18 protein-coding genes are annotated in these 21,596 nt (G+C 57.0%); 10 read left to right on the forward strand and 8 right to left on the reverse strand.

The genetic code is table 11. The features are described 5' to 3' along the window. Positions 1–13: 13 nt before the first annotated feature. The 4 genes from AC2FIB_RS15915 to AC2FIB_RS15930 all read right to left on the reverse strand — a co-directional run bounded on the left by AC2FIB_RS15915 (position 14) and on the right by AC2FIB_RS15930 (position 4,791). Entirely contained in the window at positions 14–1,603 is a 1,590-nt protein-coding gene (locus AC2FIB_RS15915; protein ID WP_496842376.1) for an ABC transporter permease, read from the reverse strand. Then, positions 1,596–2,633, reverse strand: coding sequence for a quaternary amine ABC transporter ATP-binding protein (locus tag AC2FIB_RS15920; RefSeq protein ID WP_496735296.1), 1,038 nt, complete (start codon positions 2,631–2,633; stop codon positions 1,596–1,598). The genes AC2FIB_RS15915 and AC2FIB_RS15920 overlap by 8 nt, the downstream gene beginning before the upstream one ends. A 78-nt stretch (positions 2,634–2,711) precedes the next feature. Continuing rightward, a complete protein-coding gene (locus AC2FIB_RS15925; RefSeq protein ID WP_496735295.1) occupies positions 2,712–3,662 on the reverse strand; it encodes an ABC transporter substrate-binding protein in 951 nt (316 codons plus the stop codon). A 256-nt stretch (positions 3,663–3,918) separates the two neighbouring features. Beyond that, positions 3,919–4,791 (reverse strand): LysR family transcriptional regulator, encoded by an 873-nt coding sequence (locus AC2FIB_RS15930; RefSeq protein WP_058275410.1) that lies wholly within the window; start codon positions 4,789–4,791, stop codon positions 3,919–3,921. Positions 4,792–4,876: 85 nt separating this feature from the next. Here AC2FIB_RS15930 and AC2FIB_RS15935 point away from each other — a divergent pair, with 85 nt between their 5' ends. Genes AC2FIB_RS15935 through AC2FIB_RS15955 form a run of 5 tightly spaced genes read left to right on the forward strand, consistent with a single transcriptional unit; the run spans position 4,877 to position 10,646 of the window. Further along, complete coding sequence (locus AC2FIB_RS15935; RefSeq protein ID WP_496735292.1) at positions 4,877–6,340, forward strand: aldehyde dehydrogenase family protein; 1,464 nt, start codon at positions 4,877–4,879, stop codon at positions 6,338–6,340. Beyond that, a complete protein-coding gene (locus AC2FIB_RS15940) occupies positions 6,340–7,317 on the forward strand; it encodes a membrane dipeptidase (protein WP_496735290.1) in 978 nt (325 codons plus the stop codon). The genes AC2FIB_RS15935 and AC2FIB_RS15940 overlap by 1 nt, the downstream gene beginning before the upstream one ends. Beyond that, entirely contained in the window at positions 7,314–8,999 is a 1,686-nt protein-coding gene (locus AC2FIB_RS15945) for a hypothetical protein (protein WP_496735288.1), read from the forward strand. The genes AC2FIB_RS15940 and AC2FIB_RS15945 overlap by 4 nt, the downstream gene beginning before the upstream one ends. Next, positions 8,996–9,625, forward strand: a complete 630-nt coding sequence (locus AC2FIB_RS15950) for a DUF3726 domain-containing protein (protein ID WP_496735286.1) — start codon at positions 8,996–8,998, stop codon at positions 9,623–9,625. Before AC2FIB_RS15945 ends, AC2FIB_RS15950 begins: the two co-directional genes overlap by 4 nt. Positions 9,626–9,635: 10 nt before the next feature. Further along, positions 9,636–10,646, forward strand: coding sequence for an Ldh family oxidoreductase (locus tag AC2FIB_RS15955; RefSeq protein ID WP_496735285.1), 1,011 nt, complete (start codon positions 9,636–9,638; stop codon positions 10,644–10,646). Positions 10,647–10,664: 18 nt separating this feature from the next. On the opposite strand, the gene AC2FIB_RS15960 is transcribed toward AC2FIB_RS15955, so the two are convergent. Then, positions 10,665–11,693, reverse strand: coding sequence for a LacI family DNA-binding transcriptional regulator (locus AC2FIB_RS15960; protein WP_496735284.1), 1,029 nt, complete (start codon positions 11,691–11,693; stop codon positions 10,665–10,667). A gap of 113 nt (positions 11,694–11,806) precedes the next feature. Here AC2FIB_RS15960 and AC2FIB_RS15965 point away from each other — a divergent pair, with 113 nt between their 5' ends. From AC2FIB_RS15965 to AC2FIB_RS15985, 5 genes are read left to right on the forward strand one after another with little or no spacing between them, the layout of a single operon-like run. Beyond that, positions 11,807–13,318 (forward strand): tripartite tricarboxylate transporter permease, encoded by a 1,512-nt coding sequence (locus AC2FIB_RS15965; protein WP_496735282.1) that lies wholly within the window; start codon positions 11,807–11,809, stop codon positions 13,316–13,318. Continuing rightward, positions 13,315–13,770, forward strand: a complete 456-nt coding sequence (locus AC2FIB_RS15970) for a tripartite tricarboxylate transporter TctB family protein (RefSeq protein ID WP_496735280.1) — start codon at positions 13,315–13,317, stop codon at positions 13,768–13,770. Before AC2FIB_RS15965 ends, AC2FIB_RS15970 begins: the two co-directional genes overlap by 4 nt. Before the next feature lie 44 nt (positions 13,771–13,814). Beyond that, on the forward strand, positions 13,815–14,774 hold the full coding sequence (locus AC2FIB_RS15975; protein ID WP_472723032.1) for a Bug family tripartite tricarboxylate transporter substrate binding protein: 960 nt from the start codon (positions 13,815–13,817) through the stop codon (positions 14,772–14,774). Between the two features lie 55 nt (positions 14,775–14,829). After that, a complete protein-coding gene (gene sauS / locus AC2FIB_RS15980; RefSeq protein WP_496735278.1) occupies positions 14,830–16,251 on the forward strand; it encodes an acylating sulfoacetaldehyde dehydrogenase in 1,422 nt (473 codons plus the stop codon). Next, positions 16,248–17,744 carry an AMP-binding protein gene (locus AC2FIB_RS15985; protein WP_496735277.1) on the forward strand — a complete coding sequence of 499 codons (1,497 nt, stop codon included), beginning with the start codon at positions 16,248–16,250 and terminating at the stop codon, positions 17,742–17,744. Before sauS ends, AC2FIB_RS15985 begins: the two co-directional genes overlap by 4 nt. A gap of 39 nt (positions 17,745–17,783) precedes the next feature. Here the strand turns inward: AC2FIB_RS15985 and AC2FIB_RS15990 are convergent, their stop codons facing one another. The 3 genes from AC2FIB_RS15990 to AC2FIB_RS16000 all read right to left on the reverse strand — a co-directional run. Further along, complete coding sequence (locus AC2FIB_RS15990; protein WP_496735275.1) at positions 17,784–19,796, reverse strand: DEAD/DEAH box helicase; 2,013 nt, start codon at positions 19,794–19,796, stop codon at positions 17,784–17,786. Positions 19,797–20,825: 1,029 nt separating this feature from the next. After that, positions 20,826–21,053 carry a DUF1127 domain-containing protein gene (locus tag AC2FIB_RS15995; RefSeq protein ID WP_496842379.1) on the reverse strand — a complete coding sequence of 76 codons (228 nt, stop codon included), beginning with the start codon at positions 21,051–21,053 and terminating at the stop codon, positions 20,826–20,828. Positions 21,054–21,365: 312 nt separating this feature from the next. Continuing rightward, positions 21,366–21,596: integrase core domain-containing protein (locus AC2FIB_RS16000; RefSeq protein ID WP_496842380.1), on the reverse strand; the 231-nt coding region annotated here is incomplete at its 5' end.

Below are 21,596 nucleotides of genomic sequence, written 5' to 3' on the forward strand. Positions count from 1 at the left end.
GGGGCGTTTGCGTTCAGAGTTTTTCGTCTTCTCGGCGGAAGGCACCTTGAACAATACGGTCCATGACCATGGCCAGGAACAGGATGGCGAACCCACCCAGCAGACCCGGACCTTTGGCAGCGTATTGCAGCGCTTCAAGGATTTCCTTGCCCAGACCTCCACCGCCGATCAGCGAGATAATCACCACCATCGACAAGCACATCAGGATAGTCTGGTTCACGCCGGTCATGATCGACGGCAGGGCAAGCGGGATCTCAACATCCTTGAGCAACTGCCATTTCGATGCCCCGAAGGCCACGGCAGCCTCTTTGATGCTTTCCGGAACCCCGCGCATCCCCAGCGCGGTCAAGCGAATGACTGGCGGCATACCAAAGATGATTGTCGCCAAAATGCCCGGCGGGTTGCCTGTGCCAAAGAAAGCGATGATTGGGATCAAGTAGACAAACGCCGGCAATGTCTGCATCAGGTCCAACACCGGCTCGGCCGCCCGGTAGGCGCGCTTGGATTTGCCGAACCAGATGCCCAGCGGAATGCCAAAAACCACGCATAACAGCACCGCCGCGCCCACCAAGGCCACGGTTTCCATCGCCACATCCCAATACCCCAGAAGCGCGATATAGGCCAACGAAGACGCGGTGAAGATTGCCACTCTTGGCCCTGCCGCGCGCCACGCGGTCACACAGATCACCAACATCACAACCGGCCACGGGGAACCGATCAATGCCACCGTCAACGCATCCAGAACAGATCGCACACCCGCAACGATACCATCGAATACATCCCCGCCGGCTGCGGCGGCTGCATCTATTTGCGCCTCCATCCAGCTTGCCAGGTTTGAGAACAACGTTCCGTTGCCTTCGCCCAATATCATTGCGGAGACTTCCTGCTCGGGGAATGCATCCAACAATGGAAGTGAGGCGTTTACGGTAAATTTGTAAACGATCAGCGGGCCAATTGCGGCCACCAAAACAGCACCCAGAACAGTGTTGCGGGTCGAGCGGCCGCTTTCGGTGCTGGCAGGATCTGTCCGCCAATTCGAGTACTGCTTTTCGTACACGCGGTCCGCATAAAAACCTTGCGCAAGCTTGAAAACCAGCAACATCAACAGGCCTGTAACCATGATGCCAAACGCCTCAGACTGGGCGGACGCCGCTTTCTCAAAACTAGCATCTGCGGCCTTCTGGATATTCGCAGCCAACTTGTTGAACCGGTCAATGTCCGCCTTTTCGGTGGCCGCAGTCGCACGTTCCAATAGCTCGTTCGCGCGGGTCTGCTGACGTTCAGCCCGTTCGGCCAGATCAGCGCCGGGATTGCCCCAGGCACCGCGACCGATCTGAACCCACGCGATGATTTCCAGGATCAGGAAAGTCCAGAACATCCCCCAAATCGCACGTGAGGCTGACCAGAACGGCCCCAGAACAGCCGCCCAGATGTTGAACGTGTTTGGAATGCCACTGGTCGCATCATGGATTTTGTGAAAAGCGTTGACGTAATAATCGCCGTTTGGTCCCGCAAATTCATGGATTGAACGGTCCAGCGCCTCACGGTCGACTTCGATATCCGAGGCGGCCGTGACTTTTACTTCCGTGGTTGCATCAGTCATTTTTGCCCCCCTGAATTCCGCGCAGCAAACGCGGTTTAGTGACCACGCCTACATCAGCGCCAGCATCGGTAATGATGACCGGCAGGTCTGTATTGACGGCAAGGTCGATCAACTGGTCCAAATCCGCCCCTTCATCCGCGCGTGGTGCGCCATCGGTCGAGCCGGAATAGCTGTCGATTGGTTCCATGATCGAATGCGCCTTGACCAGTTTGAGCTTGGAAATGCCCTGCACGAACTCACGCACATAGTCGTCCGCCGGGTTCATGACGATATCTTCGGGCGTGCCAATCTGAACGATGACGCCGTCTTTCATGATGGCGATCCGGTGCCCGATACGGATGGCCTCGTCCAGGTCGTGCGTGATGAACAACGTCGTCTTTTTCAGCTGCGCCACAAGCGCCTTGAACTGATCTTGCAGTTGCAACCGGATCAACGGATCTAACGCCGAGAACGGCTCGTCCATCAACAAAATCTCGGGGTCCGAGGCCAGCGCACGGGCGATCCCTACACGTTGCTGCATCCCACCCGACAACTCTTTGGGCAGGCGATCCTCGTAGCCTGTCAGGTCTACCAACCCCAGTGCATGATCTGAAACTGCCCAGCGTTTCGACTTGGACACTTTGCGGATTTCCAGCGGGTAGGCGACGTTATCGCGAACCGATCGGTGAGGCATCAGTGCCATGTGCTGAAACACCATCCCGATTTGCATGGCCCGAATGCGACGCAGCTCGGCCTCGGAAATCTTGGAGACATCCTGCCCCAGAATTTCGATCTTTCCGGCGGTCGGTTCGATCAGGCGATTAACATGTCGTACCAGCGTCGATTTGCCAGAGCCTGACAGGCCCATGATGCAGAAAATCTCGCCCCTTGGCACTTCGAAGGACGCGCCCTGCACGCCAACGACACAATTGAATCTTTCCAGAACTTCAGGCTTTCCGATGCCTTCATTCCGGACGGCTTCCATGGCTTCTTCGGCTTTTGCGCCAAATATTTTCCAGACATCCGTCAGTTTAACGACTGTTTCGGTCATTTTTGTCCCTTTGGTGCAAAACAGGCCGCCGGGGCTGTCCCGACGGCCTGCCAGAGTTTCAGTTCCGGTCGGCGTCAATCAATTTGACATCCAGCCCAGAACGGCATCTTCGTTCGCACCGACCCATTCCTCGGCATAGGCCAAAGGTTCTTTACCTTCGATCACCAATGCATATGTCATCGCCGAAACCGTATCGGTATCCAGTTTCATATTGGCCAGCATAGTTGCCACTTCGGGGTATTCGTCCTCAAGCGACTTTGCGAAGTGCAAGTGCAGATACGCTAGGTCCCAGGCAACGCCGGCCTCGGATTTTTCCAGCCAGTCCGGGTCATCTGTGGGCTGCAACACGTTCCACTTGGCCGCGTCGTACGCCGGTTCTTCAAGGATCTGCATGTCATGCAGGGCAAACACGTAGTGCGGCGTGTAACAGAAGCCGACCCACGGGTCTCCAGCCTTGATCGCGTTGTCGAGATTGGCATAAGCCACTGTCTCGTCAATCTCTGTCAGCTCAAAGACCTGATCATACCCATAGGACTTGGCTCGAATTTTCTCGACATTGGTCGACGCCCATCCTGGCGCGCCGATCCAAAGTTCGCCCTGGCCATCACCGTTGCTGTCAAACAGCGCAGCATTGTCGGGGTTTGTCAGGTCTTCAATGGACGTAATGCCATGTGCTTCTGCTGTTGCCTTGTCGACGCACATACCTTGGAAGGCTTCAACTCCGTTTGCGTTGAACGTAACCGTTCCCTTATCTTTTACGTAGGTATCATGCAGGTTTTGCTGGTTGGGCATCCAAACTTCAGGGTGTACGTGCATGGCACCGGAGTCCATCGCCTCGAACACAATCGGGTTGGTGCCATTCTGAAGTTCAACCTCAAGACCGAGGTTCTGTTCGATCGCAACTTTCAAAATATGTGCCGTCGCATTTACCGAAGGCCAGTTCGGCACGCCGATCACGATATCAGCAGCAAGGGCGGGTCCGGCGATCACAGCGGATGCGCCTCCCAGTAACGTGGCTAATTTTCTCATTTGTGTCTCCATGTTGGACGTCTGCGGCGCTGTTTTTCTATGCCCGAGGGCCGTGGTGCACCTTGCAAACAAAGTCGGAAAGCCGATGCCTTCCCATTTTTGGGTCAGCCGCACGATGCGCCGACCCGGCAAGAAAAATTGAAACATGGTGACGCGTCACCCATCAAGCGTTACGTCCAAGAAGTACTCAAATTCGATATTATCATAGAAATGTTTCGGCTTTGTCGAAAATTTTCCGTGAACTCGTACTCTGCCATCAGGCAGCGCCCAGTTCCAGAATGTAAGCGACCGCCTCTTCGGTCAGATGCTTGAACCGCGCATGTTCACTAACATAGAGGCAGACCTGGCGCTGATCGGGCAAATCCGCAATTTCGCGAAACGCCGTCGCCTCGGGCATGAAACTTGCGACCGATTGCGGCAACACCGTTACCCAATCCCCGGTCTTGACCATTGTGATAAGGGAATGGGTGTTGTGAACAGTAACATCCGCCTGCGCTTCGGATGCCCGGAACTTGGGCGATTGAATCAGATCGCACAGCGCGTTTCGTATAAACGGAAGTGTCAGGACTTCGTCAATTGTTGGCGTATTTGGCTGTCGTATCAATCGGTGATCAGAGGCGCATACCAGCCCAAACCTGTCTTCGAACAACGGAAGCGACCGAACTCCGTTCAGCGCGTGCTGACCTGAGGCGATGCCAATATCCGCTTTACCCTCAACCAGTGCGTCCAATACCTGCTGAGTATCTGTGTCGCGCAATTCGACTTTTACGCCGGGAAAGCGTTCTGTGACATAGGCCAGAACCTTAGGAAAAATCAGCGCCGCAACCGATGGAACGGACGCGATGCGCAGCAACCCGTGCTCTGCTTTTGCTGCGGCCATTATATCCAAGACGGCCTGATCGAATTGGCGGACTTGTTTCAATGCCACTTCGAAAACCTGTAACCCCAACGGGGACAACTGGTTTTTGCGCTCTCCTTCAAAGAGCTTTTTACCCAGATGATCCTCAAATTGCTTGAGGGTCATCGAGACCGCTGACTGCGTGCGGCCCAACCGGTCGGCCGCCTCGATCAGGTTGCCTGTTTGGGCAACGGTGCAAAAACACCGTAAGGTCTCGATCTTGATCGCCAAGCTTCACCTTTTTTGAAGTTTGCTCAATTTATTTGAGTTTGACTGATATCTACTCAAAAAGCCATTCTGCGCCAGACCAATTTTCATGACTCTGGGGCGCATCGTGACAAAACTGAACCTGATTGCTGGCGAATGGCTGGCGGGCGAGACCGAAATTGAAAACCGCAACCCTTCGGATCTGAGCGATCTGGTTGGCATGTTCGCACAGGCCAGCGCGGATCAGCTTGAGGCCACATTGGATCAGGCGCGTGTTGCACAGGCAGAATGGGAAGCCTACGGTCCCGAACGCAAGCAAGCGGTTCTGATGAATATCGGCAACGAGCTTATGTCGCGCGCCGAAGAGCTGGGCACCCTGCTGGCACGCGAAGAAGGCAAGCCGCTGGCCGAAGGCAAGGGCGAGGTTTACCGCGCCGGTCAGTTCTTTACCTATTACGCAGCCGAATGCCTGCGCCAGATCGGTGAAAACGCCGACAGCGTCCGCCCCGGTGTTGAAATTGACGTCCGCCGCGAAGCCGTGGGCGTGGTTGCCATCATCAGCCCGTGGAACTTCCCGACTGCGACCGCGTCGTGGAAGATTGCTCCGGCGCTGTGCTATGGCAACGCAGTTGTCTGGAAACCCGCCAACATCACGCCGGCTTCTGCCGTGGCCCTGACCGAAATCATCGAACGTCAGGACATTCCAAAAGGGCTATTCAGCCTTGTCATGGGGTCAGGCCGCTCGATCGGTCAGCGTTTGGTGGAAAGCCCCAAGGTCAACGCGATTTCCTTCACCGGTTCCGTTCCGGTTGGCAAAGGCATCGCGGCCGCCGCCATTCAGAACCTGACCAAAGTTCAGATGGAGATGGGATCGAAAAACGCGCTGGCCGTGATGGATGACGCCGATCTGGATCTGGCGGTGACGTTGGCATTGGGCGGGGCTTTTGGCGGGACAGGTCAAAAATGTACCGCATCCTCACGTCTGGTTGTTCATGCTGGTGTGCACGATGCATTTGTCGAAAAACTTGTCGCGGGTGCGCAAGCCATGAAAGTCGGCCACGCGCTTGAAGACGGCGTTCAGATGGGGCCGGTCGTCAGTGAACAGCAACTGAACGAAAATCTGGCCTATGTCGATCTGGGTAAATCCGAAGGTGCCGAGTTGGCGTGCGGTGGTCAGCGACTTGAGATGCCGCATGACGGTTTCTACATGTCCCCCGGCGTGTTCCTGAACACCAACAACGATATGCGGATCAACCGCGAAGAGATGTTCGCGCCACTGACAAGCGTCATCAAAGTCGGCAGCTATGAAGAAGCGCTGAGCGTGGTGAACGCAACCAACTTTGGACTGACTTCGGGCATCGTGACGCAAAGCCTTGCGCGCGCAACGCACTTCCGCCGCAACGCACGCACCGGTGTTGTCACAGTCAACCTGCCGACCGCAGGCACTGACTATCACGTTCCGTTCGGCGGGCGCGGCGACAGCTCTTACGGACCGCGCGAACAGGGCAAGGCGGCGGCCGAGTTCTACACGACCGTCAAAACTGCCTACATCAGCGCCGGGACCCCGGTCTGATGCGCATCGACGGGCTGCAATACGCCAACTGGTCGGAGAAAATCTTCCGCCAACTACGCGAAGGGGGCGTGGATGCGATCCACGTCACCATCTCGTATCACGAGAACTTTCGCGAAACGGTTCTGAACTTTGAAAAGTGGAACCGCTGGTTTGAGCAATTTCCGGACCTGATCATGAAAGGCCGTTGGGCCAGCGACATCGACATCGCCCGGGAAACCGGTCGGACGGCTGTGTTCTTTGGCTTCCAGAACCCCTCGCCTATCGAAGATGATATCGGGCTGGTGGAAATCCTGCACGATCTGGGCGCGCGGTTCATGCAGCTGACCTATAACAACCAGTCGCTGCTGGCGACCGGCTGCTATGAGGCCGAAGACACCGGCATCACCCGCATGGGCAAACAGGTCATCAAAGAAATGAACCGTGTTGGGCTTGTCGTAGACATGAGCCATTCGGCAGATCGCTCGACCATCGAGGCCGCCGAGATGTCCGAACGCCCCATTGCCATTACGCACGCCAACCCGCACGAATGGTCCCCGGCCCTGCGCAACAAGCGTGATGCGGTGATCCGGGCAGTGACCGAAAACGGTGGGATGTTGGGCTTTTCGGTTTACCCTCATCACCTGAAAGACAAGTCCGACTGCACGCTGGAGAGTTTTTGCGAGATGATCGCCCATACGGCTGACAAATACGGTGCACAAAATCTGGGGATCGGCACCGACTTGTGTCAGGATCAACCCGACAGCATTGTCGAGTGGATGCGCGTTGGTCGCTGGACCAAGGAAATCGACTATGGCGAAGGTTCCGCCAGCAATCCCGGCTTTCCGCCGATGCCCAGCTGGTTCGCGGACAATCGCGACTTTGGCAATATCGAAACCGGGCTGCGCAACGTTGGCATGAACGCCGAAGAAGTCTCGGGCATCATGGGCGGCAACTGGTACCGCTTTTTCGATCAGAACTTTGGGCCAAGAACTGCATGAACCACGTCAGTACTGATATCCCGCGACGCGATCCTGCGCAGGTTATGCGCCTGTCGCGGCTGGGCTCGCTGCATCAGTGCAGACTCAGCTTCATGCGGCAACTGACCCGGCGTATGGCGCGTGAGAACTGGGCCTTTACGCGCCCTGTTTTTGAGATCGACGAAAACGGCGTCGGCCACGCTGTCTACACGGCGCAAGGTCCGGATCGCGCCTATTCGCTGGTTGCGTTTGCCCATGACCTGCCGCCCGAACAACGGTCGGACCGGGTGATCGCCGAGGCGTGGGACGCCACTTTCGCATTATTCGATGGCATCCCAACGGAGCAGGACATCCAACGCCTGTCAGAAAACGTTCCTTTGCAAGAGGCAGGGCGCGTAAGCGAAAGCGAGCTGTCACTGTCCCGCGCCAACCGGTCTGTACGTTTGTGGAAACACGTGGTCGACAGGCTGGCTGCCGGACAACAGCCCGACTTGGAGCAAATCCATAAAGTTGGCTACCTGATGCGGACGACGGCCGTATACGGATCGGGCAAGTTCGGCGCCGCAGATCGCGAGAAGATAGCGAACCGGCCAGAACTGCACGCACCGTTTCAGGCGGAAATGCTGTCGGTCTACCTGACGCGAACATTTGTCCGCGATCTGGTGCAACATATGGCCCTCGCCAAAGGCGGTATGCAGACGGCGGATCTGGACCCCGAGATTGCGCAGTGGCTGGGCATCGGTAACTCTACCGGCCTTGGCATGGCTCCGTTCATCGTGAACCACCCGGTGCTGTTCAACAATTGGATTATGACGCGCGAGGAAGCTTTGGCACGGGTGCGATCCCTGCAAACAGCGTCTGAGGATGAAGCCCGACACTTTCGTGAAATCTACGATCGTAGCAAACTGTCGATGTCGTGGTGGCGATCAGAACATCCGGTCCAGATTGAGAAGCTTGCGTCGCTGAATGCTGATCTTGCGGCAATTACCAGCTACCTGGATCAGAATGACCTGACGCAGGACCACCCGTGGGACAGGCTGATCCGATGGTCCGAAACCGCACTTGGCGAAGAAGGGCAGGAACTGCTCGCCTCACTTGTTCTGGAACCCTATGGCGATCTGGTGGATGGCCTGACCCGCTGTATGGCTGACGGGAATGCGCAGGCACAGGTTATCAACGGGGGCATGACCGTCGATCAGGTCCGCACCGCGATTCAGGACCGCTTTGGTTGGGCGTTGGATTTGGAATGGTCGGCAGAGGCAAACTGCGCGCGCGCCTGGTACGTGTCTGAAGAAAAACTGGAACCACGCTTGGGTGAACGGTTCGAGGAACCAATTGCCGAATACGAACAGCCCCTTGCCCCGGCCAGAGACGCCGCGCTGGCTTTCGCGGACCTTGAGAATTGGCAGGATGACAGGTCGATAGCCGAGTTCCTACTGCGCCATCCTGAACACCGTCACACGATCCGGCGTGCACAGATCGGCCTTGTCGCGCCATATGGCGAGCTTCGCGACAACACGATCAGCGCTGGGGTCATGCCCATCGATATGCTCCGGGCCAAGTTATCCTTTTTTGGTGCTACGCATTTTGACCCACGCTCGGACCGCTGGGTGCGTATCTGCATGTACGCTGGCGCGCCCTACCCCGAAGACCTGAATGCCAAAACCGCAGATCTGTGGGTTTATCCGGAGCTTTCCCAATGAACGTCTCGCTGAATGAGGTCGAAGCCACCGCAAAGCGTGCGACCCGAGGAGCTGGATATAGCTGGGGACTTGCTGAGGAAGCCGCGAAAGCAACGCGCTGGCTGTGCGCGCACGGGCAAAACGGTACCGGTGCTTTGGCTCAGCTGCTGCAACTTGATTTGGCGAGTACACCAAAGACACACACCCCGTCCGATCTGAGCGGCGAATGGCAGAGCGAAAACCAGCTGTGCCCATTGGTGACCGGCGCATTATTGTCTGATTGTGCCCACCGCCTGAATTCATCCCCGATAGCAATAAGAAACGTAGCCGTACCCGCACTGCTGCTTCCATTTGCGGCCAATGCCGCACGCTTTCTAGCGACCTGCGTGAGCGTAGATTATGACCACGCACTAGCGGAAACCGACGGTTTTGACTTGTCCCTGGACGCCCCGATCCCGGACCGGGCACATCAGGTATCTGTGCACCTTGGCGGCCAACTTACCGCCCCCGTCCCGCATCGAACACGGGCTGAACCCGATCTGACCGATTGGGCGGTACTAAACCGGTTCGCCTACCGCACATACGCCCCCGCCACCGAGGAATCCCGCCTGCGCGGGGCCGGAGCGGGCTTATCCGACAACGATTGAAGAGGCCCCAATGATTGAAACCCGTACACTGCCCCTTGAGCAGATCGAAGATCTCGCCTTCCGTGCGCTTGTTGCCGCAGGAACCGCTGAAGCCAACGCCCGGCCATTGGCCGTTGCGACGGCTGCAACCGAGGCGGATGGGGTTGCCAGCCACGGGCTGGCCTACATCCCGATATATTGCGAGCACGTGCAATGTGGGAAAGTGGACGGAACGGCCCAACCGGAACTGTCGCGCCCGCGCCCCGGCGCAGTGAATGTGGACGCAGCAACCGGCTTTGCCCATTCCGCAATTGATATGGGTTTTGAGGTCCTTATCCCAGCTGCACGTGAACAAGGAATCGCGGCACTGTCGATCCGCAACAGCTATAACTGCGGTGTCCTTGGCTACCACACATACCGGTTGGCGCAGGCCGGGTTGGTTGGGTTGGGGTTCACCAATGCTCCGGCTTCGATCGCGCCTTCGGGCGGTGCGAAACCCGTCGTCGGAACCAACCCCTTCTCGATCGCGGCACCAGGCGCGGACGGCCAGCCTGCCCTGCTGATCGACCAAAGCGCCAGCACGATTGCCAAAAGCGAGGTCATGAAACATGCGCGCGAAGGCAAACCGATCCCGGTTGGCTGGGCTCTGGACGCAGATGGCAACCCGACCACAGACCCCAACGTCGGCCTTAAGGGGTCGATGGCACCGTCAGGCGGCTACAAAGGCGTCGGTGTTGCCCTACTGACAGAGATTATGGCCGCAGCTTTGACCGGAGCGACCCTTGGCATTAACGCCTCGCCCTTTTCCGGCACCGCCGGTGGGCCGCCCAAGACCGGGCAGTTCTTCATTGCGATAGACCCGACCGCCACCTCTGGCGATGCGTTTACTTCGGGGATCAGCGAGTTGGTCGGCGCAATCCGCGCACAGAACGGAGCGCATCTGCCCGGCGATGGGCGCGGCGGCAAGCGCAGGCAGGCACAGACCGATGGTGTTGCCGTCAATGCAGCCACGCTGGATAAGATTGAGGCAATCATAGCCTAGCTATTCTGCCCAGGCCTGTCAGGTCGCCAGCGAACGGGTCGTTTGTCTGGCTACACATTCCAATTCACAGCGAATGCTGAAATGCTTTGGGTCATCCGACGTAATAAAGTCGGTGAATTTTTCACCGGCTAGCGCCCCTATGGTTTCTGCGGGAATGCGGATGGTTGTAAGGCCCGGCTCGACGTCAGCTGAGCCTTTGAAATCTCCTATACCAATTATCGACAGATCATTTGGAACGCTTAATCCAAGTTTTTGGGCAGCAAACAGCGCCCCCTGCGCAATGACGTCATTGCCACACAGCAATGCCGTCGGACGTTTCGGCGTCGTCAAAAGGACCAAGGCAGCCTGCTTGGCCTGAGAAACACTGTAAGGCGCTTGGGTCTCATGCTCATCTGGTACGGAAACCCGCCGTTCGCCCAACGCGTCATGCACAGCGGAAAGGCGGTGTTGCGCGCGGTCGTTCCCCTGAGTTTCGGGAAAGATCAGCCCGATATCACGGTGCCCCAGATCTAGCAGGTGTTCGGCCGCCAATCGTCCGGCCAGATGGTTGTCCGCCCCCACACAAGGAAGGGGTGATTCTTCTGAGTAGTTCCAGATTGCCAATGCGGGTATCTTTTGTTGCGTGATTAAGCGGTTGGTGGCATCGGAATGTTCCAACCCGACCAGCGCTACACCGTCCACGCGATGTTCAAGAAACTTGCGAACCATCGCGTATTCCCGATCCAGGTCATACCCATGGGACGCCAGCAACAGGCTGAACCCTGCCTGGTCGATCGAATCCGAAAAGGCCTGAATGACCTCGGAAAAAATGGCGTGGTTGATTGTGGGCACGACAAGGCCAATTGTTCCCGACCGTTTCCCATGCATCGTTTGGGCCGCGCGGTTGCGGATGTATCCCAAGCGCTGCACCGCTTTATTGATCTTTTTGCGAGTCGCCGGGTTGACCAGATCGGGGTGATTGAAGGTACGTGAAACCGTAGACGGCGACACCTTTGCAGCCTTTGCAACAGCTACAATATCCACCTTACCCTTTTGAAAGTTAGCCATAATTTTACCCTACCCGGTCAAATTTATGAAAACATTTGCAATACTATTTTCATCCCCTAACCTGATTTGTCAACAAAGGCAAAAGTGCGAACGGACGGGTTGGGAGGCCCAGGATGGAATTCATTTACTACTTCGGAGATGTGTTCACGCCGATGTCGTTCCTGCTGCTTTTGGGCGGCACGATCGGAGGGCTAATTCTGGGCGCGACCCCCGGCCTGTCACCAACGATGGCGGTGGCCCTGTTGATCCCGTTCACCTTCCAACTTGAGGCCGCGCAAGGCCTGATCCTGCTGGGGGCGGCCTATACCTCGACCGTGGCTGGCGGAGCGGTCAGTGCCATCCTGCTGAAGATTCCTGGCGCTCCGGCGAATATCGCCACCACTCTGGATGGCCACACGATGGCCAAAAAAGGCGAAGGTGCCCGCGCCTTGCAGCTGTCTTTTCTGGCATCGGCCGTGGGCGGAATCTTTGGCGTTCTGCTGCTGATCTTCCTGACGCCGGTTTTGGCGCAATGGGCGCTTGCCTTTGGACCATCGCATCTGTTCTGGCTGGCCATTCTGGGGGTGACGGTCATCGGAACACTTGATTCCGCCTCGGTGGTCAAAGGGCTGCTGTCCGGTTGCATCGGGTTGTGGCTGGCGACCATCGGGTTCGACGACATCATGGGTGCACAACGCTTTATCTTTCACCCCGCACTGGGCGGCGGCATAAACATTATTGCCGCGTTGATTGGCCTGTTTGCGATCCCACAGGTGCTGACCATGTTTGCCAAAGGGCGGCACAACACAGGCGCCGAAGTGATCGAAGTGCAACGCCACTCGATCCTGGCGGCGTTCAGGGAACTGTTCAGCCGCACCCGAGCGCTGAGCATCGGAACGCTGACAGGCTCGGTCATCGGCCTGATCCCTGGCGTCGGTGGGCAAATCGCGGGCCTTGTCGCCTATGACCAGACCAAAAAGTTCTCGTCGGAAAAAGAAAAGTTCGGTACCGGCCATTCCGAGGGTGTCATCGCCGCGGAATCTGCCAACAACGCGATGGTTGGACCCTCGCTTGTTCCACTGTTGACGCTGTCCATCCCCGGCAGCCCGACCGCCGCCGTGCTGTTGGGCGGGTTGCTGATCCACGGGATTTTCCCGGGCTCGGACCTGTTTGATAATCACCCCGACGTCGCCTGGACCTTCATCAACTCGATGCTGATCGGGCAGGTGCTTATGTGTATCTTCGGCCTCTATGTCGCGGGTCTTGCCGCACGCGTCGCACAGGTTCCGCAATCGGTTATGGCCGCCATCGTTCTGGCCCTTTCGGTCTTTGGCGCATACTCGGTTCAGGGTTCGATGGGCGACGTCTATGTGATGGCGTGCCTCGGCATCGGCATGTTCTTTTTGGAACGCTTCGGTTTCTCGGCTGCACCGTTGGTACTGGGCCTGATCCTCGGGCCTATCGCCGAGGCCAACTTCATCCAGGGAGGAATGATCGCCGACGCGACCGTCGGCAAGGCTTCGTACTTCATGACCGGTGGATTGAACCTGTTCCTGATCGCCGTCGTACTGGCCTCGATCGCCTATTCGGTTTGGATGGAACTGCGCAGCCGCCGCTACACCACCAAAGAGGAGGTGCAGGCATGAACCGCTCACAGCACGTATTCGGGTCAGGTCTGGTCTTTGCAGTTGGCCTGTGGGTCGCATGGGTCAGTTACACGCAACAACCCGCCGAGGCATTCCTGTTCCCACGCCTGATCGCAACGGTCTTTGTGGTTCTGGCCGGATGGACATTTGGCAAAGCGGTCATGGGTCTGTCCAAGGTCGGAAACGGCGTGACGCGGACGATGTTCGTGAACATGCTGCCGGGTCTGATCATCACGCTGATCTTCGTATTTTGGGCGGCGAAGACGCTGGGGTTCTACACCGCAACGACCATCGCCTTTTTTACCCTTTTGTCGATCTACGACCCCGCGCCCCACAACGAGGTCAAAACCTGGATCAAACGTGGGATCATCACAGCGGTCTTTGTGGCCGTGATGTACGGGCTCTTTGCCATGCTTTTGAACGTCTACACACCAAGAGAAATTCTGTTCTGAACACGCAAAAGCGCGGATGAACTAAATCAGGGAGGAAACGCAAAATGAAACGATTGATTGCAGGGGCAGCAATGGCTCTGACGGGCCTGACGGGCGCGGCAATGGCCGAGGAATATCCCGAACGGCCGATCATGATGATGGTCAGTTACGGGGCCGGAGGCGCGACCGATTTCCAGGCCCGGATCGTCACGATGACATCTGGAAACGAGGATGCGCTGGGAATGCCCATCGCCATCATCAACAAGCCTGGTGCCGGTGGGCGCGTTGGCTGGAACTGGTTCGCAACTCAGGCCGATCCAGATGGCTATACGCTGGGTGCGTACAACGTTCCTCATTTCATCGCCCAGTCGATCAAGGGTGGCGTCGAATACTCGACCGACAGCTTTGAACCCATCGCGAACTGGGGCGCAGACCCGGCCGTGTTCGTGGTTGGTGCCGACAGCGAATTCAACTCGATGGATGATGTTGTCGCCTATGCCAAGGAAAACCCAGGCAAGCTGACCGTATCCGGCGCGGGCCTTTTTGTGGGCCACCACATCGCGGCGCTGCAGATCGACAAGGCAGCCGGTACCAAGATGGCCTACATCCCGACCAAAGGTGGCGGAGCCGCAGCGATGAAAGCCGTCATCGCAGGCGAAGTCATGGGCGGCATCAACAACCTGTCCGATGCATTCCGTGCGCAAGAGGCGGGCAATGTGAAGATTCTCGGCGTCGCTGATCTTGAACGCAACGCGTTCCTGCCGGATGTTCCGACGATGATGGAACAGGGGCTGGACGTGGACAACTCCTCGGTCAATTTCCGGGGTGTGATGGTGCCCAAGGGAACACCTCCTGAGGTGATTGAAAAATTGGCCGCAACCGTGCCCGAGATGTTCGCCAATTCCCGCGTTTCCAAGAAGATGGAAGCGGGTGGCTCGCCCATGCACATCATGACACGTGACGAAGTGATCGAGATGTGGGCGCAGCGCCAGCAGACGCTGAACGAATTGCTGGCTGGTCTTTAACCGACCCAAATCGGGGCGGGTAGAACCCGTCCCGGACAACCAATCGAGGACCAAAATGAACGCTCCAAACGACATAGCCCCCGAAATCGCCGAAGTGGACCGGATCGTGGCACATGCGCGCAAGGCTCAGGCTGCCTATGAGGCTACAGGCAGTCAGGCGCTCTATGACAAGGCGGCGCTGGCGGCAGGCTGGGCGATCATGGAACCCGCGCGCAATCAGGCGCTGGCAGAACTGGCGGTTGAAACCACCGGGCTGGGCAATGTCCCCGATAAGATCACCAAAAACCACCGCAAAACTCTGGGTCTTCTGCGCGACATTGCCGAGGCAAAGACATATGGGGTTATCAGCGACGATCCTGAAACAGGCATCACAGAAATCGCCCGTGCGATCGGCGTCGTAGGCGCGGTCGTTCCCTCAACCAATCCGGCCGCAACACCGGCCAACAACATCATTAATGCTCTCAAAGGTGGCAACGCCATCGTCGTCGCCCCCTCGCCCAAGGGCGTTGTATCCTGTGAAATGCTGCTAAGTTTCATCCACACCGAGTTTGACAAGCTGGGGCTGGATCGGAACCTGGTCCAGATGATCCCCGCACCGGGATCAAAGGCCAAAACACAACGGCTGATGGAGACCTCGGATCGGGTGATCTGCACCGGCAGTCAGAACAACGTCCACCGGGCCCAGTCCTGCGGCACACCGGCCGTCGCGGTCGGCGCGGGCAATGTCATCGTGATTGTCGATGAAACCGCCGATCTGTCGGCGGCCGCGGCCAAGATCACAGCGTCAAAGTGTTTTGATAATGCGACTTCGTGCTCGTCCGAGAACGCGGTTGTGGTGGTGGACGCAGTCTATGACGACTTCGTCGCAGTAATGGCGGCCGAGGGCGGTGCGCTTGTCCCTGCTTCAGATGCTGATGGTATCATTGCCAGGCTATGGCCAGATGGGCACCTCAACCGATCGGCGATCGCTCAGGATGCCGGCAAGATGCTTGATGCGTTGGGGATGGCAGACAAAGCACCCGACGGCACGAAGTTTCTGGCAGTAGAGACCGATGGGATCGGTCCTGATCATCCCCTGTCCGGAGAGAAGCTGAGCCGCGTTCTGGCGCTGTACCGGGCCTCGGACTATGCGGGCGCCAAAGCCCTCGCAGCGCGCGTCCTGGGCCATCAGGGGGCCGGACATTCGGTCGGCATTCACACCAGCGACGACGCACGCGCCATTGAGCTGGGCCGAGAGCTCCCCACCTGCCGGGTTATCGTGAACCAGGCACATACCTTTGCAACGGGCGGCAGCTTTAACAACGGAATGCCCTTTTCCCTGTCCATGGGATGCGGCAGTTGGGGCGGAAACTCTATCGATACCAACCTGCATTGGCGGCACTTCGTCCAGACCACCAAAATTGTGCGTGAAATAGCCCCACGCGAACCCGCACTCGAAGATATATTCGGCGCGTATTGGAGGGAGGCTGGCCAATGATGGAACCGCCCAAAGGAACTGTCCGAGATTGGCTGGACCTAAGAGCCGATCAGGGCGGAACCGGGTTTGTTTTTCCCGATGGCGCACAGGATCTGAGCTGGGCTGAATTGCACGGCTCGGCCAAAAACGTCGCAAGCATGTTGACCAGCCTTGGGGCGCAAAAAGGCGAAAGCGTCGCCCTTGTCTATCCTAATTGCCGCGAGGCCCTTATCGCCTTGTTCGGCGTTCTCTATGGCGGATTCCGGGCAACCATGATCAATCTCGTCGCTGGCGACAGTGCCGTGGCCTACGCACTTGAACACAGCGTCGCACGCTTTGCCTTCGTGCACCTGGATCAATCAGAGTTGTTTGGCCGAACAGCCGACCCTGCCGTGACCAAGCCTTTGCAGGTCGCCGGTGCTGGTGACGCAGATACCCAGCTTTACGACCTGACGCCCGATGATCATGCCCTTCTCATGTACACCTCAGGCACAACCGGCAGACCAAAGGGCGTTGTTCATACCCATTCCAGCCTTTTGGCAGGCGGCTGGACCACCGCTGTCGCACATGAGCTGACCGACACGGATCGCGGTTTCTGCGTCTTGCCGATCTATCACATCAACGGTCTGTGCGTGACTGTAATGGGAACGCTCGTTTCGGGCGGGTCACTTGCTATGTGCGAGCGGTTTTCGGCCAGCCGGTTCTGGGAGAACCTTGGAAAGACTCAGGCTACTTGGTTTTCGGTTGTGCCCACCATCATCTCTCATCTGCTGCAATCCGACACCAACCCGGACATCCAAACCCGTCAGCGGTTGCGGTTTGGGCGCTCTGCCTCATCCGCGCTGGCACCGGACGTACAACGGGCTTTCGAAGAACGGTTCGATGTTCCCATCGTCGAAACCATGGGCCTTACCGAAACCGCCGCGCAGATCCTGTCGAACCCACTTCCGCCGGGAGTGCGCAAGATCGGCTCACCAGGTGTTGCCTATGGAAACGACGCCGCGATCCGCGATGCGAACCAACGGCCCGTCCCACACGGAACCGAGGGTGAGCTGGTCATACGCGGACCAAATGTGATGCTTGAATACCTTAAGGATCCGGAGGCGACGGCAGGCACGTTTACTGCCGATGGATGGCTTCGCACCGGCGACCTGGCGCGTATGGATGAGGATGGATACGTCTATGTCACGGGCCGCTTGAAAGAGCTGATCATCAAGGGCGGCGAGAACATCGCCCCACGTGAAATCGACGAGGCACTTTATTCCCACCCCGACGTTGTCGAAGCCGCAGCCTTTGCACGCCCCTGCCGCAGCTATGGCGAAACCGTCGAGGCCGCTGTCAAAATCCGGGAAGGGTCCGAGCTGACGTCGCTGACCCTGTTGGAGATTTGCGAGACCAAGCTGGGTCGGTTTAAATCCCCTGACGAGGTTCACATCCTGAATGATCTGCCAAAGGGGCCATCGGGTAAGATTCAGCGCAACCGGATACTCGAAATCGTCGACGCTCGGACCTGAGCGTCGACGGGAATATGACCGCTGGCGCGTTGAGCGGTGCTAAGTCTTGCGCCGTTTCGGCACAGCGTCGCCGCCCTTGCCCGCTTTCGCGGCTGAAACGCGGGCGCGATTCTTCTTGCTGCTGGGTTTACCCTTGGGTGGCGGCGGGCCTTTGGTGGGTTTGCCGCCGGGCTTTACGCTTCCGTCTTTGCTCTTGTGAGCGGGCGTTTTGTGGGTTTTCTTCTTTGCGCTCGTTGCCGTGAATTTAACATCCGCCTCGCTCAGTGACGAGTCGCGGTGCGGTGTCGAGCCATGTTCTTTTGATCGGGTCTGTTTGAAACCGCGTTCCGCTGCTTTTCCGGGCTTACGATCTTCGGGTTTGGGTTTGCGGTTACGAGGCGTCGGGGCATCGTTCCAATCAACGGGGGTGGTGTCCCCTTTGCGCGGGCGCGGTTTACCCTTGGGTGGGCGGTTGGACCTTGGACGCTCAAACGCTGGCACGTCAGGCGCGCCATCCAAGCGCACAACGTCTTTCGAACCTTCGATTTTCATACCCGGTCCAACAGCCGCCAGAAAGCCCGCAACACTGGCTTCGCGGATCTCGACGTAAGACACATCATCGGCAATCCGGATCGCACCGATATCATCTTTGGTCAGATCACCGGCCTTGCAGATCATCGGCAGCAAATGGCGTGGCGAGGCATTTTGGTTGCGACCTTCAGACAAGGAAAACCAAACGCTCGGACCAAAGGCGGCGCGGGGTTTGGGGCGGTCCGCCGTAACCGGGGCCAACTCTTCCGGTGCTGAATGGCGCAGTTTATACTGACGTAGATACGCTGCTGCTATTTGCTCAGGGGTAAACTTTTCAACCAGGTGCTGAACCGCACCCTGTTCACTTTCGGTAACTTCGACTTGCCAGTCATCCGAGGCGAGCATCCGCGCCTGATCCCGTTCGTTCACCTCATCCGAAGAAGGGGCGACGCCCCAATCCGCCGTGAGCTTTGCGAACTTCAGAATACGCTCGGCCTTTTTCCGCGATGACGGCTCGACCACCAGGGCGCTGACGCCCTTTCGCCCTGCCCGGCCCGTGCGCCCGGAGCGATGCAAAAGCGTCTCGTGACTGTTGGGCAACTCGGCATGGATTACTAGATCGAGGTTCGGCAAATCAATTCCGCGCGCCGCGACATCTGTCGCCACACATACCCTCGCACGCCCATCGCGCATCGACTGCAACGCGTTAGAGCGTTCACTCTGCGTCAGCTCACCGGACAGTGCCACCACAGAAAACCCGCGGTTAGAAAGCCGCGTGGTCAGTCGTGACACCATCGCTCGGGTGTTACAGAAAACGATGGCATTGGGGGCTTCGTAATACCGCAATGTATTGATGATCGCGTTATCCCCGTCCCGCGGCGCCACCATCATCGCACGATATTCGATATCGGCATGTTGGGTTTTCTCGCTGACAGTGCTCACCCGCTCGGCATCGCGCTGATAGCGCGTTGCCAGGCTAGCAATGGCGCGCGGGACTGTAGCTGAGAACAGCAACGTTTGCCGCTCTGCCGGAGTTTCATCCAGGATGAACTCAAGATCCTCGCGAAATCCAAGGTCCAGCATTTCATCGGCTTCGTCCAGAACCACAGCCCGGATCGCGGTCAGATCAATGGAACCACGCATGATATGATCGCGCAGGCGACCCGGCGTTGCGACAACAATATGCGCCCCACGCGCCAGAGCCCGGCGTTCATCACGCATATCCATGCCACCAACACACGAGGCCAGAAACGCACCAGCATCCGAGTACAGCCAGCTCAGCTCGCGCTTGACCTGCATGGCCAGTTCCCGCGTTGGCGCAACCACCAAAGCCAACGGCGCGCCGGACGCCCCGAACGTCTCATCTTCGCCCAGCAACTGTGGTGCGATCGCCAACCCGAACCCGATGGTTTTTCCCGATCCGGTTTGCGCCGACACCAACATATCGCGCCCTTCCAGCTCGGGCTGTGTCACGGCCTGCTGGACTTGTGTCAAAGTATCGTAACCCTTGCGGGCAAGCGCATCTGCGATGGTCTGTTTCACGGTGGTGTTCTTTGTATCAGCCGGGGGATACGTGCCTTGCGGTATTGCAATCAGCGCATCTTCCAAGGTTAAAGACCGCCTCTTAACGGGAGTCGCTGGCAATGTATAGCCGTGTCTTAAGTGGTGACCGAAGTAAAAAACCGCCGTTCACGAAGGTGTATTTTGATGAACTGGTCTGCGGCTTCAGCCTGCTGTCAAAAGCTGGTGCGAAACTAATACTTTACTAGATAAAATGGTGCCTGTAGGGGGGGGATCACTTTACATATTGAAATCAATATCTTGATGAAAAGTGGTGCACTAGTTTCTTCCAAGGAGTTCTTGGAGGATTTAGAAAAGTGTTCCACCGAAAAGTGTAAGGATACCTTAGATAGGTCCCCGTCTACATCGTCACCTCCTGAAGTCAGCTATACGAACTTATCTACTGCGCTGTGAGTTTGATCACACAAGCCAGATGAGCCGAACACTCTCTTAGTTTACTCCACTCTTGGTTCGAAAAACGATGGGTTCACTCAGCGGACAACGGGGCATCAACCCTCAACGGACAATCATTTACTGTCGACACTAGTTAAATTCCCCTTCACTCAACGGGATTGTCGCCAATAACTATGCAAATAAATCGAACATTCTCGTCAATCAGCAGATTTTCTCGCACCGACCGTAGCGCTGGGATAGATGTCTGGCTGGTAGATTAAGTAACGAGTTTGACATGAATACTTCGAGCAGTGCAGCCTCTAAGTTGGCCTTGCGTAACACTACTATCAGTAGACTTTACCACGGCCAGCTTCCCGGTCACGGATACCAAATCCGTGCGTCAAGCAACTCTGGGCTTCTAGCTCTCTTGCTCTTTCAAGTTGTCTTATTTCTCTACGAGGTACCGTTCTAAAAACATCATCGCGCCGCAAGGAATAAGATGGCTTTCATTTGCTTGCCGATGGCATCTCATTAAGTGAGGCGGTGTTGTCCAACATAAATTTATCCTAACCTGGTGTAGCTACACTTGTTCTAACAGTTCCCCTTGACCAACCGACTTCAGTTTCCGAGCGGTTGGTGGTGATAGATATTCTGGTGCGCGCGGCGGTGTATTTCGTTGCGTGGAACTCCGATGTCGTGCAAACGCTCATCGCACAGTTTTTCCAGCTCTTTGACGGTCTTGGAGTAGATATGGCGGCGAAAACTTTTAACCTTTGCTTTATCTCGCCTCGCCAAAAACCGGTTGAACCAGTCGTTGAGCGAATGTGTTTTAAGCACTTCTTCCATTGCCTTGCATCCTATGACTGAACTTTGTTGCTATAACTTCGATAAAGGAACGGCGGCTTAAGGAATTAGGAACAAAGCATTAAGAGATGTTAAGGATACTCGGGCTGCGCCACCTGCTCAGTATCTGAAAGATATTCGGGAATGTGCTTTGTATGCGTCCAAATCCGCTATCCTCTGTACTGTAAGTTCTCAATCAGCTCTTTCGTTGGAGCCATGTTCTTCAGATAGAACCGCTCCAGCTGATCCACGGACGTACCAGCATTCGTGGCAAGGGTGTGTGAGCAGCCTCATCTGACTGGTCCAAGTTGATTGTTAGTGCATCATCGGCCTGTGATCCATCGGGATGATGGTTTGGGGCGCTGGCGGGCGGTAACCCAGAGCACTGTGGGGGCGTTTTGTGTTGTAATGTCTCCTCCATTGCTCGATCAGAATTTGAGCTTCGCGCAGGCTGTAGAAGATTTCACCGTTGAGCAGTTCGTCCCTGAACCGGCCATTGAAGCTTTCACAGTATCCGTTCTCCCACGGGCTGCCAGGTTCGATGTA

This window comes from Ruegeria sp. YTSA072, assembly GCF_059610285.1.